The organism is Cupriavidus sp. 8B (assembly GCF_054589115.1).
The window spans coordinates 1-26,227 of the sequence record NZ_BAAILO010000056.1 but is presented as its reverse complement, the minus strand read 5'-3'; the positions used below and the strand labels follow the sequence as shown (position 1 = coordinate 26,227).

Genomic DNA, 26,227 nt, shown 5'->3' with positions numbered 1-26,227 from the left:
ATCGTGGTCACTGGTCCCACGTGCCGAGTTCAATCGTTGACACTTATAGACGTTTCAACTTGGTTCGCAGTCGGCAACTTCATCTGCTCCAATTCTAATTGGCGGAGAGGGCCAAATTTCGCCGCATAGAGGTTATGTTAAATTCGCGCGTGGTCAGCGCGACCGCTGATGACAGTCCAGGCGCGCACGAAAACGGCTGACCGGCAACACGCCAGCAGATCCGGCATCTCCCTTCTTGCAACGCCTGCATTGAGCAGGCGTTTTTCCCCCCTCAATCTTCCGGTAGTATTCACGTCGTAGCGCATCAAAACGCCTACGGTCATAGGTGCGGATGAACCAATGCAGGTTCCGGCTTTCTCGTCTTCTGACATGTCGACAAAAATTGTTGCAGTTATAGCTCTGCTTACCATAGCGAGCTTCGCACACGGCACAACTAAATGCCGCAGCGGCACAAAAATACTCTATCTCAATGATGTTTGCCCGGCTGGCTACACGGATATCACCTCCAACGTTGGCGGCACGGTCTCGAGCATCGGTAAGAGCGAGACCATCAGACGACAAGAGCAGGAATTCTTAAGCGGTCGCACCGCTGACGACCGAAAATACAAAGCGCAAATAGCTCAGGAACAACAGCAGATCCTGGCGGTAGAGAACAGCCGCCGAGCAGACTGCAACGCCCTTGCCTCACAGACACGCAGCGTTGAAATACAGATGCGCCAGATCAATGCTTGGCAATGGATGGACAACCTGAAGCAGCAACACAGAAATCTGCGGGACCAGCAGTATCGGCTCGGCTGCTAAACGACCAGTCACGGTCTTGAACTAGCGGCCTGAACCAGGACGTCCCTGGGTAACGGGATCGCGAGAGGCAGCCGTGCCGGTCCGATGGGGTACCTCCGCTATGCTAAAAATCCTCTGCAATATCACGGGTACTGTTTTCTGTGGTCGCACGCGGATCCGCTCGACCTCGTCCAGGCTGATGTCATCGCGACGCCGGTCATACAGTTGCGTGGTGCGGGTCGACGCGCGGTTCGCCATGGCGGCGGCGTTCTCCAGCGTCCCGCCGTTTTTCAGATAGGCGGTGATGCCGGTGGCGCGGAACGTATGATTGCCGATCTTCGTGCCGATGCCGGCCGCCAGTGCGCGGCGCCGGACCATCGCATACGCGTTCGCCTGCGGCAGTGGCGTCGTGCTGAGCTGCCAGGTGCCGCGCCGGATCGTGCGAAAGAGCGGCCCTTTCGTGTCCTCACCGATGCCGGTGCCGTCCAGGTACGCATGCAGGTAGGCCTCGAGCGTGTGGTGGCACGGCATGGCGTGGTGCAGCTTGCCGCCTTGCTCGCGCAGGCGCACCCACAGCCGCCGATTTTGGACATAGACGTCGTCGACCTGCATCGCCAGCGCCGCGCCGATGCGCGCGAACGAAAACACCATCAGCGCGATCAGCGCGCGGTCGCGCAACCCAGCCGGCGTACTGACATCGATGCAGTCGAGCAACTGCCGCGCCTCGGCCGCATCCAGCACCGCTGTCTTCCCCTGCCGTGCGCTGTGGCTGGGCCCGCGCACCGACGCGGCGGGATTCGTCGCGATGATCTGGCCGGTCACCAGCCAGTCGAACAGGTGGCGGATCGCCGCGAGCCGCTGCTTGACGGTCGACGCCGAGAGCGCGCCAAAGCGGGGGCTAAGTCGCGACGCGATGAACGCATTCACCGGCGATGGAGGGATGCCATCGTTCGACGAGAGATCGGAGTTGGTCATTGAGCACGGCAGTCCGAATTTGCAGAAGTGCGTGCGCTTGCTGTGGGCGCCAGGCCATCTGTTGCTGTTTGACAAAGCGCTTGCTTACCACCTGGTTGACGGCCGACTCGACGAAACCGGAGGCAATCGGCTCCCCACGGCGATAGCGGTTACCGTAGTTCACGAGGAAGCGCCGGTTGTTATCGAGGTAGACGATGAACTCCTCGAGCTTGGCGAGGAGCTTGGCCTCCTCAGGACTGGCCTCGGCGTAGAGATCCCAGCCAAGATTTTCCAGCCGTCACAATTACGGACTGGGGCAGCCGTGCCAGAGGTGCCACTTGGCGCCGCGCAGGACCTTGATCAGATATGTGAAGCCTAAGTGGCTTTTTCTTCGCCCGTACGATTTTGCGAAAACGCTTCCCGGCGACGCAGCGAAGGCAGGTTCGCGTCGCTTGGGTCGTGCCGGTTTTTTTGCGTTCCGTGGCGTCGTCGATCGAGTTGACCCGACTTCGCGGACACCTCATCCTTATGGGAAAGAGGGCAGACAGCATCGACAGGTCAGGCGCGTTGAACAAAGGAGCGTCGGATGAGCAAATATCTTGCAGCAATCGCGACCACTCTTCTGTTGACCGCCGCCTCGCTTCCGCTCGCAATTTCCGCTCCGCCAACGTACCGCGTGGTCGTCATGCCCAAGCTGGTGGGCATCAGCTATTACGACGCGGTGAAAGAAGGCATTGACGAGGCGGCACGCGAGCTGCCGCAGATGCGGGTGACCTGGATGGGCCCATCCCAGGACCAGGTCGAAAAGCAGATCGAATTGATCGAGAAGGCCATCCCGACGCGGCCGAATCTGGTCGCGGTGGCGGCCAACGACCCGGTGGCCATCGTCCCGGTGTTGCAGAAAGCCCAGGCGGCGGGCATCCATGTCATGAGCTGGGACGGCGATACCCGGGTTCGAGAGTTTTTCGTCAATCTCGTCGATTACGATGACTTCGGTATCCAAATCGTCGACGGTCTGGAACGGGAGGTGGGTCCGAAGGCCGATATCGCCATCTTGACGACGTCCTTTACAGCGCCGAATCAGTCGGTGTGGATCCAGGCGATCAAAAGACGCATCTACGCCAAGTATCCCGGCTTGAACATTCTCGATATCCGGGCGGCCGGGGAGAGCACGGAGCAGGCATACCGCGTTACCCGGGATTACCTGGCGCGTTTTCCGACGCTCAAGGGCATCATCGCGCTGGGCGTACCCAACTTGCCGGGAGTTGCCAGAGCGGTCAAGGAGGCCGGGCTTTCGGGAAAAATCGCTGTGATCGGCAACTCCACGCCGAACTTGATGCGGGACTACCTCAAGGACGGCACAGTCAAACGGGTGGTGCTCTGGAATGCCCGCGACCATGGCTATCTGACGGTCTACTGCGCCTATCGGCTGCTTACCGGGGAGCTGAAGCCAGGTGTGCCGTTCAAGGCGGGCAGGCTGGGCATGTTTACCCCCGCCAAGGATGCGCTCAGCATGGAAGTGGCCTTGCCCGTCATGGTTTTTACCAGGGAGAACGTGGACCGGTATGATTTTTGATGGCAGCTCGAAGGTTGAGGCCTCTTCATGAAACTCACGACCCGCTTCAATTTCCTGTCGATAGCAATCGTTCTGGCGACGACCGCGCTGGTCCTAGGCGTCGGCACGCTTATCCTCAACGACGTGCTGTACAAGTTCGAGGAGCATGTCTTGCGGCTCGAGCTGACCAATGCCCGTGAGGCCGTGCGCCAAGCCCTCGATCGTTCCGGCGTGCAGGCGGCCGCCGAAGCGGCCGCAGACTTCCAGGGCCACCTCCGGCAAAAGGAGGGCCTGACAAGCGCCGAGCTGTTCATCGTCGAGGCGCCCGACGACAGGATCGTGTACCATCCGGCGCGTCGCGTGGGAACCCGATTTGCCACCGATTTCGTCGACCAAATGTTTCGCAAGGGGACCGGCGTCATCGAATACACCAGCCGCGACGTTTCCCGCTTCGCCGTCTTCACCACGCTCGCTCCGCTCGACTGGGTGATCGCCATTTCCATCGACAAGCAGGAGATGCTGGCAAGCCGCGCCGTTTTTCTGCGTGCCATCGGCGCGATCGCCTTCATTCTTCTCTGCCTCAACGCCGTGGTGGTCAGTCTTTTCGGACGGCGTCTCATGCGGCGCATGCGGTCCACGCTCGATTGCGTCAACCGGATGGAGCGCGGCGAACTGTCGGCGCGCATCCCTGCGATCACGGTGCACGACGAGTTCGGCAGGCTGCAGGAGGGCATCAATGCGATGAGCGCCCGGATCGAGGAGCGCACCCTGGCGCAGCAGAGGGCCGAGCAGGCGCTGCGCGAGCGGGAGGCACGCATCCGGCAACTGGTCGAATCCAACATCATCGGCGTCTTCTTCTGGGATGTCGACGGTCGGATCACCGAGTCGAACGACGCCTTCCTGAGCATCGTCGGATGCACCCGGGACGAGCTGCGCTCCGGCACGCTCCGCTGGACCGATTTGACGCCGCCCGAATACCGCGCCGCCGACGCGCGGGCAATCGAGGAACTGATGCATGCGAACCGCTTCACGCCGTTTGAGAAGGCCTTCCTGCGTAGGGACGGCAGTCACGCTCCGGTGCTGATGGGCGGCGCATTTTTCGAAGGGCGGCAGCAAGGAGTGGCATTCGTGCTCGATCTGGCCGAACGCAAGCAGGCGGAAGCCGAACGGGCGGCGCGGCGCGCGGCCGAAGCGGCCAGCCGGGCCAAGAGCGACTTTCTTGCCCACATGAGCCACGAACTGCGCACACCACTGAACGGGATTCTGGGTTACGCGCAAATCCTGAGGCGGGACAAGACCCTCGACCAACGCCAGATTGACGGGCTGACGGTGATCCAGCGCAGCGGCGAACATCTGCTCACGCTCATCAACGACATCCTGGACATGGCCAAAATCGAGGCCGGAAGGGTGGAGCTCAACCTCACCGACATTCCGCCCGACAGGTTCCTGCGCTTTATCGCCGAGACCATTCGGGTCAAGGCGGCGGGAAAGGGCCTGGCCTTCGCCTGCGAGATGGCGCCCGATCTGCCCGCGGGCGTGCGGGTCGACGAAAAGCGGCTCCGCCAGGTGCTGCTCAACCTCCTGTCCAATGCGGTCAAGTTTACCGACCACGGCAGTGTGCGCCTGCGGGTCGGTTTCCTGCCCCCCGGCCGGCTGCGCTTCGACGTGCATGACACCGGGATCGGCGTTGACGAAGCGCATCTGGAAGCGATCTTCCGGCCTTTCGAGCAAGTGGGCGAGGCACGGCACCGGTTCGGCGGCACGGGCCTGGGCCTGGCCATCAGCCGACAGCTCGTGCGCTTGATGGGCGGCGAGATCCATCTAGAGAGCCGCCCCGGCGAGGGCAGTACCTTCTGGTTCGAGCTGAACGTCCGGATCGTGGAACCTCAGGCGGCCGTGGTCCCGCCCGAATGGGCCGTGAGCGGCTACGAGGGGCCGCGCCAGACCATCCTGGTGGCGGACGACCTAGCGGAGAACCGCGCCGTGGCGGTCGAGATGCTCGGCCAGCTCGGCTTTGGAATGGTCGAGGCCGGCAACGGCCGCGAGGCGTTGGAAAAGGCCAAAGCCCTGCGGCCAGCGCTGATCCTGATGGACGTCGTCATGCCCGAGATGGACGGGCTGGAAGCCACGCGCCGCTTGCGCCAGCTGCCGGAGTTCCGGGGTCTGCCCATCATCGCGGTTTCCGCCAGCGCGTCCGAAACGGATGCGGCGACAAGCCTGGCGGCCGGAGCGAATGCCTTTCTGCCGAAACCGATCGATTTCAGCGGGCTCTTGACAGAGGTCGCGGCCCTCCTGAAAGTTGAATGGACTTACGAGTTTCCCAAGGCGCAAGCCGCCGCGCCGGGCCAGACGGCTGAACCTCTGGCCGAGCCTGCCGGACCCCCGGTCGCGCCGCCGCCGCAAGAGATGGAGGCGCTGCGCCGGTTGGCCCAGCTGGGCAATATGCGCGCCATCGTGCAGCACGCCACGCACCTGACCGAGCTCGACGAGCGCTATCGTCCCTTCGCCGATCAGCTGTGCCAGCTGGCCAAGGGTTACCGGTCCAAAGCGATCCTCAGCTTCGTGGAGCAATATCTGGAAAGGAGGCAAGCCTCATGACAGAGACCGTGGCACCCGAATCCTACACCCACACCATCCTCATCGTGGACGACACGCCCGCGAATCTGGGCGTCGTCGTGGAAAGCCTGGAGGGCCGCGGCTTTCAGGTCGTCGTGGCCGAGGACGGCGAAGAAGGGCTTCAACGAGCGGAATTCGCCCGGCCCGACCTGATCCTGCTCGACGTCATGATGCCCGGACTGAGCGGCTTCGAAACCTGCCGGCGCCTGAAGGCATTGGACAGCACCCGCGATATCCCGGTGGTGTTCATGACGTCGCTGACGGACACCGAGGACAAGGTCACCGGCTTCGGTGCGGGCGGGGTCGACTATGTCACCAAGCCCCTCGAGATCGAGGAAGTGATCGCGCGCGTGAACACGCACTTGAGCCTACACGCGATGCGAAAGCAATTGGAGGCGCAAAACACCCAACTTCAGCAGGAGATCATGGAACGCAGGCAGGCCGAAGAGGCGCTCCAGGCCAGCCGGGACGTGATCCGGCGCCAGCGGGACGAACTGCAAGCCCTGTATGACAAGGTCGTGGCCGAGCAGAAGGTCTCCGAACGGCTCTTGCTCAATCTGCTGCCCTCCCCGATCGCCGAGCGCCTGAAGGCGCGCGCCGACCTCGTCACCGGCAGGCTCCCGGAGATCATCGCCGACAGCTTCCCGCAAGCCAGCGTGCTGTTTGCCGATATCGTGCAATTCACCCGGTTTTCCGCGGGCATGAGCCCCGAGAACCTGGTAGCCCTGCTGAACGAAATCTTCACCGCCTTCGACAGCATTGCCGAGGAGCGCGGCCTCGAGAAAATCAAGACCATCGGCGACGCCTACATGGCCGCCGCCGGACTGCCCGTGCCGACCGCCGATCACGCCGCGCGGGCCGCGCACATGGCGCTGGACATGATGGACGCGGTGGCCCGCTTCAACGCGCGCACTGGCTACAAGTTGCAATTGCGCATCGGCCTGAACAGCGGCGCGGTCGTGGCGGGGGTCATCGGCAAGCACAAGTTCATCTATGATTTGTGGGGGGACGCCGTCAACATTGCCAGCCGGATGGAATCCCAGGGTGTGGCCGGACGCGTGCAGGTGACGGAGATCACTCGCAGGCTGCTGGGCAATGCATTCGTGTTCGAAGAGCGCGGAACCATTCCGGCCAAGGGCACGGGCAAGCTCCATACCTGGTTTCTGGTCGGCAGGGCCGGCAGTTCGCCTGAAACGGGCGCACGCGGAGAGGAGGCGGCATGAAGCCGGCGCAAGCGCGTTTTCGCTGTGGTCGCGCTGCGGCGCGTCGAGCCGGAAGTCGTTTATGCGGACCTGGTGCGGCATTATCACGAGCTGACGTGTCACTACCATACGCCGCGGCACATCTGGGACTGCCCGCGCGACCTGGATAGGGCGCGCGGCGCGATCCCTGATGCCGAGGCGGTGGATTTGGGCCCGTGGTGCCACGACGTGATCTACGTGCCCGGTGCGAAGGACAACGAGCAACGCATCGCTGGCATGATCCTCGCAACCACGCACAAGGAGGTCCCCGGCGGATCCCGACGCGCGCTTTACCACCGATATCGACCTGGCCGACCAGGCGGCGACCGCGCGCATTTTTGCGCAGATGAAGCACGGTTGCTTAAGGAAGCCTGCTGCTGGCCTGCCAGCAGGTGCGGCCTGCTATGGCCGAGTGCAGGCGCGGCGCTATCGTCGCGATTTCGTCGGTGGCCGTGGCGCAGCGGTGGGATGGCTCAACGATTTCGTTTGGCGGTAATTGTGTTGTCAGAGCGGCGTCGCCTGCTGCGTTCTGAACAACATCCGCTGACGGCGTGGATGCCGCCTGATCGCCCAGATCAACGCTGCAATCCCCCCCGCCGCTGCAGCAGCAGTAATAACTACCCGGCAGGACGATAACGCCGCGTCTCGTTGCGCGGCGTTATCCGATCTTTCTTCTCAATATCGGGCCGTCGGCCTAGCTCGTCTTGAATGGCCGCCGAATTATGCGCCGCTTGTCTCGTACTTCTGCACGAGTGAAAGAAACTCGGTCGGTTTGACGATTGTGGCGGCGCAGATGTTCTCGAGCTCGTTCTTCTTTTTCAAAATGCGCTCGTCGGTGGTGACGAAGTAGCCGGTGTACTTTGATGCTTCGAACACATGGGTTGCGTCCTGGCGCATCTTGTCTCGGCTTCCGTTGCCAGCTAGAACATCCAGTATCCGATCTCTGTCCGCTTGTTCCTCGGGGGTTAGGCTAACGTCAATGGAGTAAAGTAATCCCGCCGCCGCACGCTTAACCCAATCAGGTGTATTCGGATACTCGATCTCTTTGAGTGTGGAATGCGCTATCTTCAGCCCCAGAAGCTGACCATTCTCGTGGCGCTCGAATATTTCCTTTGAAGCTCGGTCTTCCGGGGCATATTTGGGATCGAAAGCGCACGAATCGAGGAAGATATTCTGCCGGTGAGGGTCTGGCGGCTCATAGCCCATTGGTTTCTTTGCCATCTTGAGTCCTCCTATGGCAGTCAACGTGCCCAAGAAAAGAGCACCCATATATTGTAGGTCCGGGCAGCCGACCCGGCGGCCTGCAGATCTGCCAAGGTCAGGCCGTGTTGGGCCATCTGGACGCGGACCCAGGTAATGGCCGCCGCCCGCTCGATTTCGATCGAGATGTTGAGGTGAACAAGTTTGGGGGCACCGGAGGCTCTGGATCATCGTCTTCTGCGCCGCTTCACCCCTGGGTGATTCCTGGCACTGCGGATACCAGTGTTAGCGGTCGAAGCACCGTCTCGTGCGCTGACGGGAATATCGCCTTCGTCCGCGACTACCCGCGGAGTTCCACCCGCTGGTTCGACGACGATGGTCGACTGAGCTTAGTGCGCACTGGCGCGCCCCGTCACCTCGCATTGCTCGACGCCGTGAAGTTTCTCGGGGTACTTACGCCGCCGACGCCTGCGCACACCGGCACCCCGTATCGCCCCGGTCGTCGCCCCGGTGGACTCTTGGACACCCTCATCGATGGATGGGAAAACGGCCCTCAACCAGAACCTGGTCCAGGCGAGATGCCCGGCGACGCCGCCTACCCCTCCGAGTGACCACAAAATGGGGGCACCGCCCCCATTAGAGCGGCCTGACGTTAGGCCGCCCACGATCCGGAAGGGTTACGCGACGATCTTTTGGCGATCCACAGCATGGCGCATGCCGTGCTGAATGGTGCACCATCGGTCGCGTCGGGCCGGGAAGCCAGCTTTCCCGAGCAGGTGCTTGACGCGCTCGACCTGATCGACGAATTCATCACAGAACTGGCGCGCGTGCGGGCGGTGCTCGAACCCCTTGAGGCCCTTTATCCTGGCGAGAACTGAGGCCCGCGGTGCCCATCTGACAAGGGCTATTGCAACCAGGCATTGATAGGCAATTCCCGGTCATGTGTGGTCGGTCATAAACTGTGTCAGAAAGCGGACATTGAGCGATAGGTTCGCCTTGCTGCTGACTATCGAGTCCACTATAAATTCAGTTCCGGGCCATGCATCCACGGTGATGGATGTCATGCGACTGCATATGCCGAGGGGAATAACAAATGAACACTCTGGCCCGATTGATACTCGCTAGCGCCGTCGCGGCAAGCGTGATTTCACCGATCGCCTCGGCGTCGCCGAGGGACGATGAACAGGCGATCAGACAAGTCGAAGCTCGCTGGGAGGACGCGTGGAACCGGCACGACATGGATGCACTTGCCGGACTTTTCACAGACGATGCGGCCTTCGTTCAGGTGAACGGCCGGCGGTGGGACGGTCCTGCCGAAATCAAGAAAAATCACGCGCTTGTCCACGCGATGATGTTCAAGGAAAGCGTATGGACGAATCACGACACCGACATCCGTTTTCTCGCACCCGAAGTGGCCGTCGTCCATCAGACCTGGGGGCTTAAGGGTGACAGGAATCCGGACGGCTCGCCGCGCCAGCCGCGTGAAGGCATCTTTACGCAGGTGTTTGTGAAGCGAGACGGGAAATGGATGATCACGGCGGCACAGAATACGAATATCGCCATTGTGCCGGGTAGTCCGGTCGCAGGCAGCGCACCTGCGAAGTAGCGTCCGCGATCGGCTGTGCCAGCCGTGCCGCAATCGACTTTCAGTTATCACAGTCAGTCAGTGCCCCTTGCAACGCCGACCCGTGTCAGGAGATTACGATGAGCCGTCGTCGAGCCTTCATTTGCATACTGGCAACGCTGAGCTTGGGCGCCGTCAGTCACATGCCCCTCGCCCAGGTCTCGCCCGATATTGACGAAAAGCTCAAGGCGCTGGGACGTGGCATTGACGCGCCAGGCACCGCCGCCCTGTATGCGCCGCTGCTGAAGGCGCAGTCTTATTCGGGAGTACGTGTCACGCGGGATCTTGACTACGGGTCGGCGGACAGCCAACGGCTGGACCTGTTCGTATCCGAAGCTGCGGTCTTGTCGCCACGGCCCGTGCTGATCTTCGTGCATGGCGGCGGCTTCGTGGGCGGCGACAAACACGCGTCCGGCAGCCCGTTCTATGACAACGTGATGCTGTGGGCAACCAACCGCGGTCTGATCGGCGTCAACCTCAACCACCGGATGGCGCCGCAGAACACCTGGCCGGCAGGTGCCGAAGATCTGGGGCTGGCGGTGCGTTGGGTTCAGGAGAACATTGCCGCGCAGGGCGGCGACCCCAGGCAGGTCTTTCTCGTGGGCCACTCGTCGGGCGCGGCGCATGTGGCCTCTTATGCCGCGCATCCGCGTTTCTACGGGTCGGCCGGTGTGGGGCTGGCCGGCGCCATTTTTCTGTCGGCGAACATCTTCGACCCTGCCACTGCCGACGTCAGCCCATCTCTCAAAGCGTATTTTGGTGATGACGCCAGCCGATACACCGAACGCTCATCGCTTCCTGGATTGCTGCAAACACCGTTGCCGCTGATGGTCACATCGGCGGAACTGGATCCCGTCCAGTTCGAGCGTCAGGCATTGCAACTGCGGGACGCACTCTGCAAGGAGAACCGCTGCCCAACGTTTGTGCGCTTTTCGGGCCACAACCACATGTCCGTGGTCTATTCGATCAACAGCACGGACGATACCGTGGCCGCGGCAATACTTGCGTTCGTTCGCGCCAGTCGATAGCGCATTCCCCGGATGGCGATGCAGCCCACACGGCCGGCGAAAAAAGACCCTGGCGGAAACCAGTCACAATCGGACGCCCAGCACGGCTTCCTGGTGAAACCAATCATCTACGTAGAGGAGCAAACCATGATCAAAGGCGCTTTCGCTGCACTCAGGCTTGCGGCGCTCATTTTCTTGGTGCACGCGGCGTCGGCAATAGGTACCGAGATTAAAGTGCTCAGCACGCCAACGCTGAAAACGTCTCTGGAAGAACTCGGCCCGCAGTTCGAGCGTGCTTCTGGCCACACGCTCGTATTCAAGTTTGACGGCGTTGCGCCGCTCAAGCGACAGATTGAGGCCGGCGAAACCTTCGACATTGCCATTCTGTTGCCGCCAATGATTGATGACCTGACCAAACAGGGCAAGATCGCTGCAGGCACGCGCACCAATATCGCCCAGGCAGCCGTGGGTGTGGCAATACGGGCGGGCGCGCCGAAGCCGGACATCAGTACGGTCGACGCGTTCAAGCAAACACTGCTCAAGGCAAGGTCGATGTCGTATTCTTCCGACAGCGCCAGTGGCACCTACTTCGCTGCGCTGTTCGATCGCCTGGGAATTGGCGCCGAGGCGAAAATCCGATTGAAGTCATATGCGGGAAGCGGGGTAATGACCGCTGTCGCCAAGGGCGACGCGGAGTTAACCGTCATCACCGTCCCGAACATCATTGGCACGCCCGGCGTCGAATTGGCCGGCCTTTTACCACCGGAGCTGCAAAACTACACAGTATTCACGGCGGGCGAAGCGTCAAACGCCCCGGCGTCTCAGGCGGCCAAGGCTTTTATCAACTTCCTCGTCGGACCGGAGGCAACGTCAGTACTAAAGGCCAAAGGTCTGCAGCGAACCACACCGTGATCGGCCTCGCCGCAAGGCCTAACCCTTCGTGACAGCGAACCACCTCGACGTCCGCTGAACGAAAGCGTCGAACGTCCGCTTCGGCGATGATTGACCGGCCGCTACAGGTCGGCGAGGTCGTCGCGCTGGCGGTGCTGCGCGAACGCGATCACTTGCCGGCGGATTCGGCCGAGGATGCCGCGCGCCGATTGGCCCGGCGCCTTGGCATGGGCCAGATAGTGCTCCACCGCCGCGCAGGGCGACAGGCCCGCATACCACGCGCGCAACGCGGCAAGCGCGGCTTCATCTGGAAAGGGGGGAGATTCGGAGGCGCTGGGGATGGGAGGCGGGATTTGGCGCGTTATCCTGGCTCGCCCTGCACGAAGCGCCGACCACGCAGCGCGCCTATCGGAAGGAAGCCGAGCGGCTGATCCTGTGGGCGATTGTCGAACGCCGTCGAGCGCTGTCATCGCTCACGACAGAAGACGCCATCGCCTATCGCGCCTTTCTGCGAAGGCCGGCGCCGCGCGAGCGGTGGGTCGGGCCGCCGCGAGCACGTAGCGCCCCCGATTGGCGGCCGTTCGCACGAGCGCTTTCGGCTCACTCCACGGTATACGCGCTATCGGTGCTGGGCGCCTTGTTCCGCTGGCTGATCGAGCAACGCTACGTGTTGGCCAATCCGTTTGCGGGGATCAAGGTACGTGGCCGCACTCGCGTCGCCGCCCTCGATACCTCCAGAGGATTTACCGAGGGCGAATGGCTGCTGGTGCGTACCATTGCCGACGGCCTGGAATGGTCCTATGGCTGGGATGCCTCCGCAGCCCAGCGCCTTCGCTTTATCATGGATTTTGCTTATGCCACCGGCTTGCGCGCCAGCGAACTGGTCGGCGCAACCCTGCCGAGCCAGCCCACACTGGATGCCATACCCATGCCACACATGCCCTGGCCCGCGGCGCGGAATTGACCAGCGTGCGCGACAACCTTCGACATGCTTCGGTGGCCACGACCTCGATCTACCTGCAGAGCGACGAGGTCAAACGGGCACGCCAGATGAATCAGGCCTTCGCGGCCCGGTAGCCGGCGCTCGGCGGGGCACCAGACGGCTTAGCGTGCAATATTTCCGTAATGGGATGTCGAGTGCGCTACGCTTGCGGCACCAATTGACTGGAGACCATCATGCTGCAAGACGTGACCCAGGTTGGTATCGACCTTGGCAAGCATTCCTTTCACCTACACGGCCAGGAACGCAGGGGTAAAGGCGTGTTTCGCAAGAAGCTGAGCCGCAAGCAGTTGGTCGAGTTTTTCGCGACGTTCCACGCCTGCACCATCGTCATCATGGAAGCCTGTGCTGGCTCGCACCACATGGTCCGCAAGCTGGCTGCCTTGGGTCATCAGGTTAAGCTCATCTCACCGCAGTTCGTGCGGCCCTTCGTCAAGAGTAACAAGAACGACTTCGTGGATGCCGAGGCGATTTGCGAGGCGGCTTCGCGCCCGTCCATGCGGTTCGTGACACCGAAGACGGAATCCCAGCAAACACTGTCTGCCCTGCATCGGGCGCGCGAATCGCTGATCCGCGATCGCACCAAGACCGTCAACCAGATGCACGGCTTCCTGCTGGAGTTCGGCGTCAGCCTGCCGGTCGGCCAAGCGGTCATCAAGCGCCTGCCGGCGGTGCTGGCTGAGCATCCGCTGCCACCGCAACTGGTCGCGATCCTCGAACGCCTGCACAGCCACTTCAAGTACCTCGCCGAACAGATTGGCGAGATCGACAAGGAGATGAGCCTCCAGCTCGCCGATGACGACACCGGCCAGCGCCTGCTATCCATTCCAGGAGTGGGCCCGATCACCGCGAGCGTACTGGCCGCCGAGATGGGCGACGGCAAACAATACGGCAGCCTTACTTTGAGCAAACGACTTTGTCACCTCTATGTGACCTATCCGACGTGCCCGGTCTGAACAGGATTGCTGTGACGAAATGCCTCTTGGCCCCCGCCATTCCATCCTTCGGGGTCGGGCGCTCGATGGACAACTAGCTACAGATATTACGGCCGCTGTGTCGAGAGCGCTCCGTTTGGTCTTCGGCACAAGCTGACTGACTCTTAACGAATGCGGGCAGCGGCGCGTGCCGCCACTCGATCCATCGATCGACGCGCCCTGCAGAGGGCCGCGCCGGCGTGACACCAGCCCAGAAGCGCCATCGAGCCTGTACGAGGGATGGCGGGGATTCGCAAAAAATCCGCCACATCTCTGCTAAGCCGCTGATTTGAATAGGAAATCGATACCACACTGGAGCGATCTCCCCAAGTACAGCCGAGCGGGCGCTTCAAGCCTTCGCCAGTATGTCTTCAGCCTTAATGGTGTCTTCCAGTGAGTCCATCCCCACAAACACGACAAACTGTGTTCCGAGCACGGAGGCCGAGAAGCCGCGCAGATTGATCCCCCCGGCAGCAAGCCGCTGAGTCAGGTCCGCCGCGATGCCGGGTCGGTCCGGGCCGATGACCCGAAGGGAGTGAAGGCTGTGAGTAACATTGAACCCGACTTGTGCAGCCGCGCGGACTTCCCTGTCATTCTGTAGCGGCGTAACGAACACTACGCCCTTGCCGGGCTCATCCGCGGTACGGCGGGCGATGATGAATTGCAGATCCGCGCCCGCGTCGCGCAAGGTCGCCAGCACTTCTGCAAGGCCGCCGGGTCTGTCTGGTATGGATGCCGCCCACACATCCACGCGTTCCACGAGAAGATCCATCGCCATCTCCTAGTCCCCGTTGCAATCTAGTAAAAATCTAGCTCACGGGACGCTGCAAGCAAAGCCCGACGCGCTGGTGCCCTGTCCGGTAAATAGCAGGACAGATAAACTGCCCACTTTGCCCTCAGGACATCAGTTCCGTTTGCCTGGCAACTCGGCACCCCTACACTTAATATTTACATAGTCGTTTCAGATGTCACGCTTACGCGCCGGCAAGGCCGGAATCGCGGCACTGCGGCGCCTCCGGACGGACGTGACAGGTGGCATCAACGTTGCCTGCATCGGCGTCTCGGAAAGCTCTAGGGGGAACGGTCATGTCAGAAGACAAGTCGCCGCGCCATGCCGCGGAGCAGCAAACAGCTGATATTTCCGAGGCCCAGATTGCGGTCCATTGGCCGGAGGAGGACTATTTCTCGCCGCCCAGCCAGTTCATCGCCCAGGCCAATCTGACCGACGCGCACATCTTCGAGCGCTTCTCCCTCGAGCATTTTCCAGAGTGCTTCAAAGAGTTCGCGGACCTGCTCGACTGGTACAAGTACTGGGAAACAACCTTGGATGCCAGCAATCCGCCATTCTGGCGCTGGTTTGTCGGAGGCAGGATCAACGCCTGTTATAACTGCGTGGATCGTCACATTGCCAGGCACAAGAACAAGACAGCTATCCACTTCGTTCCCGAGCCCGAGAATGAAGCAGTACAGCACCTCACCTATCAGGACCTCTTTGTACGCGTGAACGAGCTGGCAGCGCTCTTGCGCGAATCCTTTGGGCTGCAGGCCGGCGACCGGGTGACCCTGCATATGCCGATGGTGCCTGAGCTGCCGATCACCATGCTTGCCTGTGCGCGACTCGGCGTGATTCACTCGCAAGTCTTCAGCGGATTCAGTGGAAAGGCTTGCGCGGACCGCATCGCCGATTCCGAGAGCCGCCTGTTGATCACCATGGACGTCTACCACCGCGCCGGCGAGTTGCTCGACCACAAGGAAAAGACTGACATCGCGGTCACGGAGGCCGCCAGTGCCGGCCACCAGATCGACAAAGTACTGATATGGCAACGCTACCCTGGCAAGTACTCGAGTCCCACAAAGCTTGTGGAGGGACGCGATGTCATCATCAATGATGTCCTGGCGAAGTATCGTGGCAGGCGCGTAGACGCCGTGCAGATGCCGGCGGAGGCACCGCTCTTCCTGATGTACACAAGCGGCACGACTGGGCGGCCAAAGGGCTGCCAGCACTCCACCGGGGGCTACCTTGCCTACGTCACGTGGACATCGAAGTACATCCAGGACATTCATCCCGAGGACGTCTACTGGTGTATGGCGGACATCGGCTGGATCACGGGCCATTCCTACATCGTCTACGGCCCACTTGCGCTTGCCGCCTCCACGGTCGTGTACGAAGGCGTTCCGACGTATCCGGACGCCGGCCGGCCATGGCGCATCGCGGAGAACCTTGACGTCAACATCTTCCATACTTCGCCTACTGCGATCCGGGCGCTGCGGCGCAGCGGACCCGACGAACCTACGAAGCACAACCACCATTTCAAGCACATGACTACCGTGGGCGAGCCGATCGAACCCGAAGTCTGGAAGTGGTACCACAAGGTGGTTGGCAAAGGCGAGGCGGTCATCGTGGATACCTGGTGGCAAACTGAAAACGGCGGATTCCTCTGCAGCACAGTGCCGGCGATCCACAGGATGAAGCCAGGCAGCACGGGGCCCGGCATTCCGGGCATTCATCCGGTGATCTTCGACGAGGATGGCAAGGAACTCCCGGGCGGGTCTGGCAAGGCTGGGAACATTTGTATCCGCAACCCCTGGCCAGGCGTGTTGCAGACGGTCTGGAAGGATCCAGATCGATACGTGAGCCAGTATTACGCGCGCTATTGCAAGGACCCCGAGAGCAAGGACTGGCGGGACTGGCCTTATCTGGCCGGTGATGGTGCGATGCAGGCCGCGGATGGCTACTTTCGCATCCTCGGTCGCATTGACGACGTGATCAACGTCGCCGGCCATCGCCTTGGCACCAAGGAAATCGAGTCTGCTGCTCTTCTCGTGCCCGATGTCACCGAGGCGGCTGTGGTTCCGGTCGTGGACGAACTCAAGGGCAAGGTGCCCGACCTCTACGTGTCGCTGAAGCCGGGACTGGCCCCTTCCTCGAAGATCGCGAACAAGGTTTCGGCATCCGTCGTTTCCCAGATCGGGGCAATCGCGCGGCCGCGTAGAGTCATCATCGTTCCCGATATGCCCAAGACACGTTCGGGGAAGATCATGCGGCGCGTACTTGCAGCGATCTCAAATCAGCAGGACCCCGGCGACGTGTCCACTCTCGCCAATCCAGAGGTCGTTGAGCAGATCAAGGAGCTGGCTGCGGAGGGACGGTCAGGCAAGTCGCAGGTCGCACACAACAATGGCTAGACCGCGTCAAGAAAACGACGCGCGCGCTCCACCGGGAAGCGAGGCAGCTTCGCCACGACAGCACTGCGTCGATGGCCACCCTGCCCTACTTTGCCGGCAGGTATCCTGGCCGCTCTCGCGCAGCGCTCGGTGCGGGTGCGCTCCAGGACCGTCGAGAATTGGGTACGCGACTCGCCAAGCTGCCGCTCCAGCGCCTCGACCTTGCCGTGATGCGCCTGCGCGGGCGCGTGGGCCTAGCGCTCAGCGTCCAACTTCCCATGTAACGCCACGCGCACTCGCTGGACCGCGTCGAGCTCGGCCGGTACGGCGGCTTTCTCCTTCTCGACCACCGCCACTGCGGCCCACGCCTGGTCGCGCTGCGCTTCCGCCTCGCTCGCGTGGTGGCGGGCCTCCGCACGCAGCGCCGCGAGTTAGCCGGTGGCGGCCCCGTTCGCGGCCTAGCAGATCGACAGCACGGCTTCCGCCGCGATCGACTTGAGCGCGTATGGCAGCCGGGGGGGCGATGGCTTCCCGTTTGGCCTGCCGTTCGCCAAACAGCAGATCAGGCAGGCCCGAAACTAAGCGTCCCGCAAGGCATCCTTACAAACTGACGTAATGGACCCAGCCGGCAGGGCCAGCGGCCTGGTTGCGCTGAATCTCCACCAGCCGCTCCCTTAGCACCTTGACGGTGTTGCCGGCGGTGCCGTTCCCGATCGCAAAGCGCGTCCGCGCGGACCGCACTTCGCCAATGGCCACCAGCGTCGCCGCCGTTCCGCAAACAAAGGCCTCGGCCAGGCGTCCGCTTTGGGCATCCGCCTCCCACTCGGGGTACGAATACCGGCGCTCTTCCACCGCTATGCCAATCTCCCTGGCCAGTTCGATCACCGAAGCCCGGGTGATGCCCGGAAGAATTGAGCCGCTAAGGGGCGGCGTGACCAGGGTGCCGTCGTCCATCACGAAGAAGATGTTCATGCCACCAAGTTCCTCCACCCAGCGGTGCTCGGCGGCATCCAGGAAGACCACCTGGTCGCATCCGTTCGCGGTGGCCTCGCTCTGCGCGACCAGGCTGCCGGCATAGTTACCGCCGCACTTCGCCTCGCCGGTGCCACCGGGCGCGGCGCGCGTGTAGCTCTCGGATACCCAGACGGAGACGGCCTTGTCGCCGCCCTTGAAGTACGGGCCCACCGGGCAGGCGATCACACAGAAAATGAACTCGGAGGCCGGCTTGATGCCGAGGAACACCTCGTTCGCAAACATGAAGGGGCGCAGGTAGAGGCTGCCCGAGCCGTCCGGCACCCAGGCCTGGTCGACCCGCACCAGCTGCTCGATCGCTTCCAGGAAGAGGGATTCGGGCAACGCCGGCATGGCCATACGCTTGGCCGACGCCTGGAAGCGGCGCGCATTCTCGAGCGGGCGGAACAGCGTCACGGCGCCATCCGCGCCGCGATAGGCCTTCATGCCCTCGAAGATCTCCTGGCCATAGTGGAGCACCGAGCACGCCGGATCGATTGAGAACGGCTTGCGTGCGGTGACCTTGGCGTTCTGCCAACCCTGTCCTTCACGCCAGGTGATCGTCACCATATGGTCGGTGAAGACGCGGCCGAACGCGGGGTCGCGCATCAGTGCATCTCGGGTGGCCGCGTCGAGCGCGTTCGGGTTGGGTTCGAGGCCGAAAGTGGTTTGTTGCGTCATGAGCGCGAGTCTTCCTTCGCTGGCGTTGGGGATTGGCAGCAGGGTGAACACCCCCTCTGCCGCCGGCATGGCACGTGGCTTTGCGTGAAATCCGGGGTATCGATGATCGCACGCTGGCGCCCAGCTTGTCTTCAATGCCATTGCAGGCCCCAATCGCCAGGCACTCTGCCCCATCGCGGCACAGCTTGCTGGCCTTCTCCGAAAGGCTTTCCCGATCGAACATCCAGGCAACCCCACCTTGGAGAAAAGATGAAGCTTGCCATGTTTCACGAAGTCGGCACCAGCGACGAATGGTTTCGTAGCTCACGACCACGCCGCGCTCGAACAGTAACTCCTCGATGTCGCGCAGGCTCAGATTGAACCGGAAGTACCAGCGCACCGCGCAGCTGATGACCCCTGCCGGAAAGCGGTGACCGTGATAGAGCGATTTCGTCTTCGTCATCGAGCCATCTTACGCGAGCCGTTCGCCAATGTGACAAAGCCCTGGCGGGCAAGGCCCGCAACCCGCCATGCAACGTGGCAGCCGGCCAGGACGCTGTCGCAGCATACGCCGCTCCACCCGTGTATCGTGGCGCCACCACGCGTTGAAGTCATACACATAGACGAAGCCTTCGTGTTCGCGGAGACGAAACGCGGTCAGCGTCAGTTCGTTTGCCACTGTGGAGAACTGCAGGACGTCCTCATGAGCTTCGCCGTAACGCCTGCCACGAATGCTGAACTGATGCAGATGTTCGTCCGTCCAGCCCAAAACTGTACGACAAGTGCTCGGATGGCCGCAATCTTTGATTGTCCGGCGAGCCGGCGCGGAGAACCGATAGCGCGCCTTTCGCCGTTTGATAAGAAGTCGCCTCCAGGTAGAGCGAATCCAGCAGGTAGGCATAGCCTCCAATCCCGGCTACCCGCACGCCCGACTCCAGGAACGTTGAGGTGCCTCGGCCTGGCGCCGCGATACTCGGGCTCCAGTACGGAAAGCTCCATGCCGCAATTGTGTTGAAGACGTCCTGAACGGTGGGGTTGTTATGCAGGGTCAGACCGAAGAGCGTTGGCTTCTCCTCCGACCCGAACAGTTTCATCAGGCGCAGATCGGCATTATCGAGCGCGCTATGGCCGGAGAACGTCTGGCTATCCGTGGTGCTGACATTGTTGTAGGTCCATTGGATGAAGGCCCCGGAGTTATCCGTGATCTTTCCGCCGGAAAACAGGCTGACGGCCTCCACAACAAACTCGTTGTTCTTGCCGAAAAGCTTGTCGCCGGTCGACTTGTCGGTATTGTCGTTGATCGAATTGCGTGAGACCACTGCCATCAGGGCAAGTGGCACCTTTTCGCGTTTCCCCAGGGTGTAACCTGCAAGCTTGAACTTCCGTCCGAATGGCGCCAGCTCCGGATAGACCGTATGGCAGCCGGAGCAGTTCAAGCCGGTTTGTCTGGCAAAAAGTGGATTGGCTTCCGTACGCTGAACAAGGCCAAGACTGGCAATCGCGCATAGTATGGCGATGGCGCCTCTAATGCATGCGCGATGGGTATGCACTCCGCTACTCCAGTTCTGGGCTTGGCTGCAGCTTGCAAACAATCTTAGGTCGCCCGGTCCCGATCCTTTAGGGGGAGATCTACTCCCGTGCGGCTGGGTGTATCACTACGGATCTCGCATTGTGCCGCCTTCGGGGTGCGCCGCCGCCGTTTTCCGAAGGAGCGGAACGGGACAGAATTAACCACCCTCTTCCGCATCCGTGTGTGCGCAGGCAAACATACCCCACCCGCAGGCAGCACAATCATTGGTCCTCAGCGCAAGCCACGTTGCCAGGTGGAGGAGGTTCATGTCGACGGTCCACGCTTTCGTTTCGGAGTGGCAGGCCACGGCAGTCTGCTGCATCGCGTACCGCGGTCACGTCATCTGCACGATTTCCGGTCGGCGCCGCCAATGTTCTGCAAGGAGCGGATCACTACCTAGTATCGCCAGGCTCCTGCCGGCGTGAGCGTTTCAACGGAGGGACATGACATGGATACCAAAGTCAGTGCGCGCGATGGCGCGAATTCCGCGTCGGTGGTCGATGGCGACTTCCCGGTTGCCACCACTCCGCAACCTTTGCAGGCAGGACAGCATCGTTACCAACAGGCGCTGATCGAGGCCGGACTGCTGATCCCGGGCGGGGTTGATGGCGTTTACGGGCGCAGCGCCGAGTTCGAGTCCATTGTAGACGGACTGAATATTGCCTTCACTGCGCTCGGTGTCGACCAGCACGCTGAGGTGATGCGCTTTCCTCCGGGGATGTCCCGCATTGACTTCGAGAAAAGCGAATATTTGAAGAGTTTCCCGCAGTTGGCCGGCACTGTGCATAGCTTCTACGGCAACGATCGCGATCATCATCGCCTGCTGGCGCGCTTGGAGGACAGCGAGGAATGGGCTGACGAACAACGGCCAACGCGCGTGGTACTGACGCCGGCGGCATGCTATCCGATCTACCCGGTGATCGCGCGGCGCGGCGCCATGCCGCCAGAAGGGTGCGTGGTTGACGCGATGTCCTATTGCTTTCGCCACGAACCTTCGCTAGACCCGATGCGCATGCAGATGTTCCGCCAGCGCGAGTACGTCCGTCTGGGCACTGCCGAGCAGGTGATCGCGTTTCGTCAGCTCTGGATAGAACGCGGCCAGCAGTTCGCGGCACTGCTCGAGTTGCCGCACGAGGTGCGGTTGGCCAACGATCCCTTCTTCGGCCGCTGCGGCAAGATCGTGGCCGATAGCCAGCGCGAACTCCAGCTCAAATTCGAGCTACTTGTGCCTATCCACGACGGGGCGCCGCCCAGTGCGTGCATGAGCTTCAACTATCACATGAACCACTTTGCCCAGGTGTGGGCGCTGCGCACTGCCGACGGCTCGCCGGCCCATACCGGCTGCGCTGGCTTCGGCATCGAACGCATGGCGCTAGCGCTGCTGCGCCACCACGGCTTCGATCTGGCGCGCTGGCCGAAGGGGGTGCGGGCCACGCTCGGCGGATTGTGAAGTCAGCCGAGCGCGGCCCCTAGCCACGAGCGGCATTGAAGGACCCGGAAGCAATCCCTACATTGGGGCGCTAATCCCACCATCATCTTGATTGCTCTATTGGCATCACTGATGCCCGCGCCAGAGTCTGGATCGGGGCTATTAGAAATTCACTCGGAAAACTGACGCCCGACGACCAACTTCTGACGCTGGATATCGCCGACCTCTCCCTGCCCGGCGTGAGTCTTCGCTCCAAGGGTGCCCCGCCAAACGTCGCAGGAGCCTTTGAGCCGGCCGGTTTCGGAATTCGGCTTCTGAGAGGAGCGAGCCATTGATGATTTAGTTGAATCTGATGTTAGGCCGAATGAATTTTTCTTCGTGCTACTTTTACGTAGATCAGAATCGGGCGCGGCGGTCATAGATCGATGACCGCCTTCCAGAAGTGCACCGCTTAGAGTATTTCCTTGCTGGCTGCCTCCAACGAGAGACGAGAAAGGCCCCGCCGGCACCGGGAGGCGCGGCGAGGCGAATGAAAGGTTGAGAGGAACCTTCCAGTGGGACTTTTAGGGTGCATTTGGCTCGGCGTCGCGAATGTCTGCTAACGCACGATTCTATTGAAAAACTCGGTTTGGATCTCGACCAGGATAGGCACGCGCTCCCGGCGGGGCTCGCGTTGATCTGCGGGCGCCGAGCTCGGAGGGGTCTTCCGACCCGGGGCATTGCGGCTAGATCGCCATCGCATTCATATCTTCACCGAACGGCATCAACCGCTTTGCCATTCTTCGCCGATTTTACGCTGTTGCTGCTAATAAGAACTCGTCCTGCGCTCCAGTTAGCCCCTCGTAGCCGCAAGCGATCCTGCTTCAAGATCCGTTTTAGATGAGCAAATAGCAATTTCGCTGTCGGCGCGACTGCTTGAACTCGGGTGTCGCCGCGAGCTTCCGTTCTACGTCGCATGCATTCTCGTGGACGCTACATGCGATCTTGCGGAACGGCATGTTCGGGCAGCATTGATCCTTCATCACGCATCCGCCGCAGTCGCGCCGGCTGGCTCGATAGATGACAGTGTCGGTCTTCGTGACGTGAGTGCGTGGGTTCGTATATGCTCGCCAATCGCTGCGCAGAGCGTTCCCACCGGGGCAGCTGTACTCGTTGGCTTGCTCGTCCCAACGGAAATTCACCTTTGGAAACGTGCCATCGGTTCGGCGGGTCTTGCCCCAGACTGGAACACGCGGCGCGAAGGGGGTCCGAACCGGCGTGGTCGGTGTTGGACAAGAAGCCGACTCTGTTTTCATGTTGATCGACGAGGCAAGCCGCCTCGTTGCTCAACAGGAGCAGAGCCATGACTCATGGATACCAGCGCGTTACGCCAGCGCATGATCGAAGCCATGCGAATGCGCAAGCTCGCACCGAAGACGCAAGCCGGTTATGTTCGCGTCGTTCGCGAGTTCGCCCGCTTCCTCGGACGCTCGCCGGACACCGCCACCGTCGAGGAACTGCGATGCTACCAGCTGCATCTGGTCGATCACGGCCCCGACGAAGTGGCCGGACCGATCGCCGCCGCCGGCAATCTCAAGCACCAGACCGCACTGTTCGGTTGCCTACGGCGCCGGAGTGCGCGCCAGCGAAGTGGTTGTGCTCAAGGTCAGCGACGTCGACAGCCAGCGCATGACCTTGCGCATCGAGCTAGGCAAGGGCCGCCGGGACCGGTACGCGATGCTGTCGCCAGTGCTGCTCGAACGCCTGCGGGTGTGGTGGCGCGTGGCCCGCGCCCAGGGCAAGATGCTCGATGGCGGGTGGCCTTTGCGGTCGAAAAATGCCAGGTTACGGGCGCGCCTACAGAAACGATCACTGTAGGACAAGTTTCACACTGCGTCACACTCTCCCTGCACCACTCGTGGCTTGTTTTGTGCGGAATCGCGCATAAATCAAAATCTCACTGCAACAATTCATCAAGATGCGTTCTTGATGAACGAAGCCATGGACTATGTGTGCAGCACCGCATTCGCCGCGGTTTACCCTCTTTTGTTGCGGCGCCGCGATGGGTATAAAGCGAGCTAGCCGTAGCGATTCGGTTGGTGCGACGGATGTCCGAAGAATGCGAGTCAAGGCTGGAATCCAATCCACCGACACCTCGCTACTTCCCCACAGCACCCTTTCTGGGCTTTTGCTGCATCGCATAAGACGCACTGCAGCAGAACTGAATTCGTCGGGGGAGCGTATGCCGTATGTCGGTCTTAAACCTGCTAGCGTAGATTGGTTGCAAGCATCAAACAACCATGCCAGAAGGGCTGCGCGCCGTGTTGCAATTCTGCTGTTCGACGGCTTTTCGTTGCTTGGCGCAGGACTCGTCGCAGAATTGTTTCATATGGCCAACAAGATTTCCTCGTCGGATGCTAGCGATGATTTCGTCTACGAAGTTTGCTTCCTCTCCCTCGAGGGCGGCAACATCGCGTGCTCCTCATCCGTCCGGATCTGGACCGAGGGTCTCGATGCTGGCGACTACATCGGCTTCGATGTCCTCTTCATCGCGGGCGGGGTTGGAGCGCACAGCGCCGCAGGCAACGAGCGGCTGCTTTGCTGGCTGCGCACCATCTATCCCAAGACCGCCAACGTCACGCCGATTGCGGAAGGCTGCGCCGTGTTGGCCGCCGCCGGCATCGTCCGGAACCGCGAAGCGCCGCGCGAGCCCCGCGCGTGCGCGATACGTTCGCCCAGCGAATCCGGCATCCACCACGATTCCTTGAAGAGCGCGCTGGCGATCATCAAGCGCGACCTGGGGGTCGACGTCGCGCGCGGCGTTGCAGATCGGCTGATGCCGGCGTGGAGCATCGAACTGGTGCCGCGGCTGAACGACGCGGGCACCACCAGCCTGGGCGACAAGATCCGCGCGTCGGCGCGCTGGCTGCATGAGAACTGCGAACGCACGATCTCCGTCGCCGATGCCGCCGAGATCGCGGCCATGAGTGAGCGCCACTTCCTACGCTGCTTCAAGCTAGAGATGGGGATAACGCCTTCGGATTACCTGCTGCAGGCGAGGCTCGATACCGCGTGCAGCTTGCTGATCGAAACCGAATTGCCGATCGATAAGATCGCGCGCCGGATTGGAATGAGCAACGGCGACCGGCTGGCCAAGATTTTCCGCAAACGGATGTCCATCTCGCCGGGCGAGTTCCGAAGGCACATTCGCCCTGTGGGGTAGGAACGGCCGCGCCGTTGAGCAAACGCATTCAGTTTGGAGGCCGGATGAAGCGATTCATTGAGGGTGAAAAACCGCAAGCAGGTTACGCTGCATCCAGAATGCCCTTATGAACTGCAAATACGTTCGATGCCGATACCCAAGAGAACTGGCCGAAGTGGAAGAGCTATGTGACGCAGGGGCACGATGGCTTCCGATTCACCGCGCCGGTGGGAAGCTTCGCACCAAACGCACTGGGCCTGTATGACATGCATGGCAACGCGTGGGAATGGGTGGCGGACTGGTACGACGAAAACTACTACGCAAGAGCGCCCAGTGAAGATCCCCACGGTCCTGCGTCCGGCGACGTGCGCGTGCGTCGCGGTGGATCGTGGCACACTTGGCCGTTCTACGCCAGGTCGTCGTATCGCAACTGGAACACGCCGCAGACGCGCTACGCGCTGGTCGGTATGCGCCTCGTAAGGGAAACGGATGTGGGCGATAGCCGCTGATGCCGATACCTCGACCAGCGGGCGGCGAGAAGAAAGGGCCTTCGTCGGTCTTTTGCCCTCCGTCTCACCTGGGCCGAGATTCGGGATAAGGTCGACTACAGTGACAGCTACATTGGATCGTTGGAGCAAGCGCGCCGTGTCGATCAGCGACCCATGGAAGCCATCGTGGCACCAGCCGCAATAAAGGCAACGCCCTTTGCCCGTACTGCGCGCCGGTGTCGTCCACTATCTCGATTGCATATCGTTCCCCTCTGCTGGACCTCATCCTTAAAAGGGACTCGAGGCAATGCCTTCCATAACGGAGCCGTGGCCAACGATCCAGCAAACTCTCCGAATTCCCGTTGCTGTCTTCTTCCGCGCCTGCTCGGTGCCATTCGCGGCACGAAGACGCCCCCCGCAATTTCGACCGCCACGAGCCGAGGCGTCCCGGCGCGAGCGGAAGCGGCGCCGGTGCGTGTGCAGCAGCCGCTTGAACACCGTCTCCGGGCTCGGCGCCTGGTCTGCAGGCACCGTGCGCAGGCGCCCGCGCTCCGAGTATTCGATCGCCGCGTCGTTGCGCCAACAGCAGCTTGAGCACGGCCGGCTGGGCGGCCTGCCTCGGCCAGCGACCCATAGCGGCGCTTGACGCGCGCGAGCGTCCAGTGCACGTAGGGGTCGCTTCAGAAAACGGAAAATATTGCACGTTAAGCCGTCTGGTGCCCCGCCGAGCGCTGGCTACCGGGCCGCGAAGGCCTGATTCATCTGGCGTGCCCGCAGCAGCCATCCACCCGGACGGTCACTTCAAACTCCCCCACTTGTGGTCGGCTAAATTCCCCCAGGCAGGACGGGCAGATTATGAATCGGCCTTCTCAGAAACAGCA

17 protein-coding genes and 7 pseudogenes are annotated in these 26,227 nt (G+C 61.7%); 15 read left to right on the top strand and 9 right to left on the bottom strand.

What is annotated here, in order from left to right:
* Positions 1-339 precede the first annotated feature (339 nt).
* The gene (locus ACYP5B_RS05315) at positions 340-801 is read left to right on the top strand and encodes a hypothetical protein (RefSeq protein ID WP_459568849.1); all 462 of its coding nucleotides are present in this window, start codon (positions 340-342) and stop codon (positions 799-801) included.
* Positions 802-822: 21 nt separating this feature from the next.
* On the opposite strand, the gene ACYP5B_RS05310 is transcribed toward ACYP5B_RS05315, so the two are convergent.
* Together ACYP5B_RS05310 and ACYP5B_RS05305 are read right to left on the bottom strand one after the other, a co-directional pair.
* Entirely contained in the window at positions 823-1,755 is a 933-nt protein-coding gene (locus ACYP5B_RS05310; protein ID WP_459568848.1) for a tyrosine-type recombinase/integrase, read from the bottom strand.
* A pseudogene (locus tag ACYP5B_RS05305) lies at positions 1,679-2,098 on the bottom strand (ISKra4-like element ISBte1 family transposase); the annotation flags it as partial. The gene ACYP5B_RS05310 and the pseudogene ACYP5B_RS05305, both read right to left, overlap by 77 nt.
* A gap of 222 nt (positions 2,099-2,320) precedes the next feature.
* Between ACYP5B_RS05305 and ACYP5B_RS05300 the strand changes: the two are divergent.
* Genes ACYP5B_RS05300 through ACYP5B_RS05290 form a run of 3 tightly spaced genes read left to right on the top strand, consistent with a single transcriptional unit; the run spans position 2,321 to position 7,128 of the window.
* On the top strand, positions 2,321-3,310 hold the full coding sequence (locus ACYP5B_RS05300; RefSeq protein ID WP_459568847.1) for a substrate-binding domain-containing protein: 990 nt from the start codon (positions 2,321-2,323) through the stop codon (positions 3,308-3,310).
* 27 nt (positions 3,311-3,337) lie between these two features.
* Complete coding sequence (locus ACYP5B_RS05295) at positions 3,338-5,887, top strand: ATP-binding protein (RefSeq protein ID WP_459568845.1); 2,550 nt, start codon at positions 3,338-3,340, stop codon at positions 5,885-5,887.
* Complete coding sequence (locus ACYP5B_RS05290; protein WP_459568843.1) at positions 5,884-7,128, top strand: adenylate/guanylate cyclase domain-containing protein; 1,245 nt, start codon at positions 5,884-5,886, stop codon at positions 7,126-7,128. The genes ACYP5B_RS05295 and ACYP5B_RS05290 overlap by 4 nt, the downstream gene beginning before the upstream one ends.
* A 738-nt stretch (positions 7,129-7,866) precedes the next feature.
* On the opposite strand, the gene ACYP5B_RS05285 is transcribed toward ACYP5B_RS05290, so the two are convergent.
* Positions 7,867-8,367 carry a hypothetical protein gene (locus ACYP5B_RS05285; protein WP_459568841.1) on the bottom strand — a complete coding sequence of 167 codons (501 nt, stop codon included), beginning with the start codon at positions 8,365-8,367 and terminating at the stop codon, positions 7,867-7,869.
* Between the two features lie 686 nt (positions 8,368-9,053).
* On the opposite strand from ACYP5B_RS05285, the gene ACYP5B_RS05280 reads away from it, so the two are divergent.
* The 4 genes from ACYP5B_RS05280 (at position 9,054) to ACYP5B_RS05265 (ending at position 11,889) form a co-directional block, all read left to right on the top strand.
* Positions 9,054-9,224 (top strand): hypothetical protein, encoded by a 171-nt coding sequence (locus ACYP5B_RS05280; protein WP_459568839.1) that lies wholly within the window; start codon positions 9,054-9,056, stop codon positions 9,222-9,224.
* A gap of 215 nt (positions 9,225-9,439) precedes the next feature.
* Positions 9,440-9,952 (top strand): YybH family protein, encoded by a 513-nt coding sequence (locus tag ACYP5B_RS05275; protein ID WP_459568838.1) that lies wholly within the window; start codon positions 9,440-9,442, stop codon positions 9,950-9,952.
* A gap of 98 nt (positions 9,953-10,050) precedes the next feature.
* On the top strand, positions 10,051-10,998 hold the full coding sequence (locus ACYP5B_RS05270; protein ID WP_459568836.1) for an alpha/beta hydrolase: 948 nt from the start codon (positions 10,051-10,053) through the stop codon (positions 10,996-10,998).
* Between the two features lie 12 nt (positions 10,999-11,010).
* Entirely contained in the window at positions 11,011-11,889 is an 879-nt protein-coding gene (locus tag ACYP5B_RS05265) for a molybdate ABC transporter substrate-binding protein (protein ID WP_459568834.1), read from the top strand.
* A gap of 104 nt (positions 11,890-11,993) precedes the next feature.
* On the opposite strand, the pseudogene ACYP5B_RS05260 reads toward ACYP5B_RS05265, so the two are convergent.
* Positions 11,994-12,221, bottom strand: a pseudogene (locus ACYP5B_RS05260) (integrase); the annotation flags it as partial.
* Positions 12,222-12,232: 11 nt separating this feature from the next.
* Here ACYP5B_RS05260 and ACYP5B_RS05255 point away from each other — a divergent pair.
* Positions 12,233-12,945 (top strand): annotated as a pseudogene (locus ACYP5B_RS05255) (tyrosine-type recombinase/integrase); the annotation flags it as partial.
* A 102-nt stretch (positions 12,946-13,047) separates the two neighbouring features.
* Positions 13,048-13,761, top strand: a pseudogene (locus tag ACYP5B_RS05250) (IS110 family RNA-guided transposase); the annotation flags it as partial.
* A 430-nt stretch (positions 13,762-14,191) separates the two neighbouring features.
* Here the strand turns inward: ACYP5B_RS05250 and ACYP5B_RS05245 are convergent.
* The gene (locus tag ACYP5B_RS05245) at positions 14,192-14,614 is read right to left on the bottom strand and encodes an ACT domain-containing protein (RefSeq protein WP_459568832.1); all 423 of its coding nucleotides are present in this window, start codon (positions 14,612-14,614) and stop codon (positions 14,192-14,194) included.
* 314 nt (positions 14,615-14,928) lie between these two features.
* Here ACYP5B_RS05245 and acs point away from each other — a divergent pair, with 314 nt between their 5' ends.
* Positions 14,929-17,028 (top strand): acetate--CoA ligase, encoded by a 2,100-nt coding sequence (acs, locus tag ACYP5B_RS05240; RefSeq protein WP_459568831.1) that lies wholly within the window; start codon positions 14,929-14,931, stop codon positions 17,026-17,028.
* A 579-nt stretch (positions 17,029-17,607) separates the two neighbouring features.
* Here the strand turns inward: acs and ACYP5B_RS05235 are convergent.
* The 4 genes and pseudogenes from ACYP5B_RS05235 to ACYP5B_RS05220 form a co-directional block, all read right to left on the bottom strand.
* On the bottom strand, positions 17,608-18,699 hold the full coding sequence (locus ACYP5B_RS05235; protein ID WP_459568830.1) for a branched-chain amino acid aminotransferase: 1,092 nt from the start codon (positions 18,697-18,699) through the stop codon (positions 17,608-17,610).
* A 277-nt stretch (positions 18,700-18,976) separates the two neighbouring features.
* Positions 18,977-19,141: pseudogene (locus ACYP5B_RS05230) on the bottom strand (IS6 family transposase); the annotation flags it as partial.
* A 9-nt stretch (positions 19,142-19,150) separates the two neighbouring features.
* Positions 19,151-19,447: an IS1096 element passenger TnpR family protein gene (locus ACYP5B_RS05225; protein WP_459568829.1), complete on the bottom strand. Its 297-nt coding sequence runs from the start codon at positions 19,445-19,447 to the stop codon at positions 19,151-19,153.
* The gene (locus tag ACYP5B_RS05220; protein WP_459568828.1) at positions 19,380-20,228 is read right to left on the bottom strand and encodes a hypothetical protein; all 849 of its coding nucleotides are present in this window, start codon (positions 20,226-20,228) and stop codon (positions 19,380-19,382) included. The genes ACYP5B_RS05225 and ACYP5B_RS05220 overlap by 68 nt, the downstream gene beginning before the upstream one ends.
* Before the next feature lie 468 nt (positions 20,229-20,696).
* Between ACYP5B_RS05220 and ACYP5B_RS05215 the strand changes: the two genes are divergently transcribed.
* The 4 genes and pseudogenes from ACYP5B_RS05215 to ACYP5B_RS05200 form a co-directional block, all read left to right on the top strand.
* Positions 20,697-21,698 (top strand): amino acid--[acyl-carrier-protein] ligase, encoded by a 1,002-nt coding sequence (locus tag ACYP5B_RS05215; RefSeq protein ID WP_459568827.1) that lies wholly within the window; start codon positions 20,697-20,699, stop codon positions 21,696-21,698.
* A gap of 1,328 nt (positions 21,699-23,026) precedes the next feature.
* Positions 23,027-23,477: pseudogene (locus ACYP5B_RS05210) on the top strand (phage integrase N-terminal SAM-like domain-containing protein); the annotation flags it as partial.
* Between the two features lie 421 nt (positions 23,478-23,898).
* Positions 23,899-24,879 carry a GlxA family transcriptional regulator gene (locus tag ACYP5B_RS05205; RefSeq protein ID WP_459568880.1) on the top strand — a complete coding sequence of 327 codons (981 nt, stop codon included), beginning with the start codon at positions 23,899-23,901 and terminating at the stop codon, positions 24,877-24,879.
* A 113-nt stretch (positions 24,880-24,992) separates the two neighbouring features.
* Positions 24,993-25,367 (top strand): annotated as a pseudogene (locus ACYP5B_RS05200) (formylglycine-generating enzyme family protein); the annotation flags it as partial.
* Between the last annotated feature and the right edge of the window lie 860 nt (positions 25,368-26,227).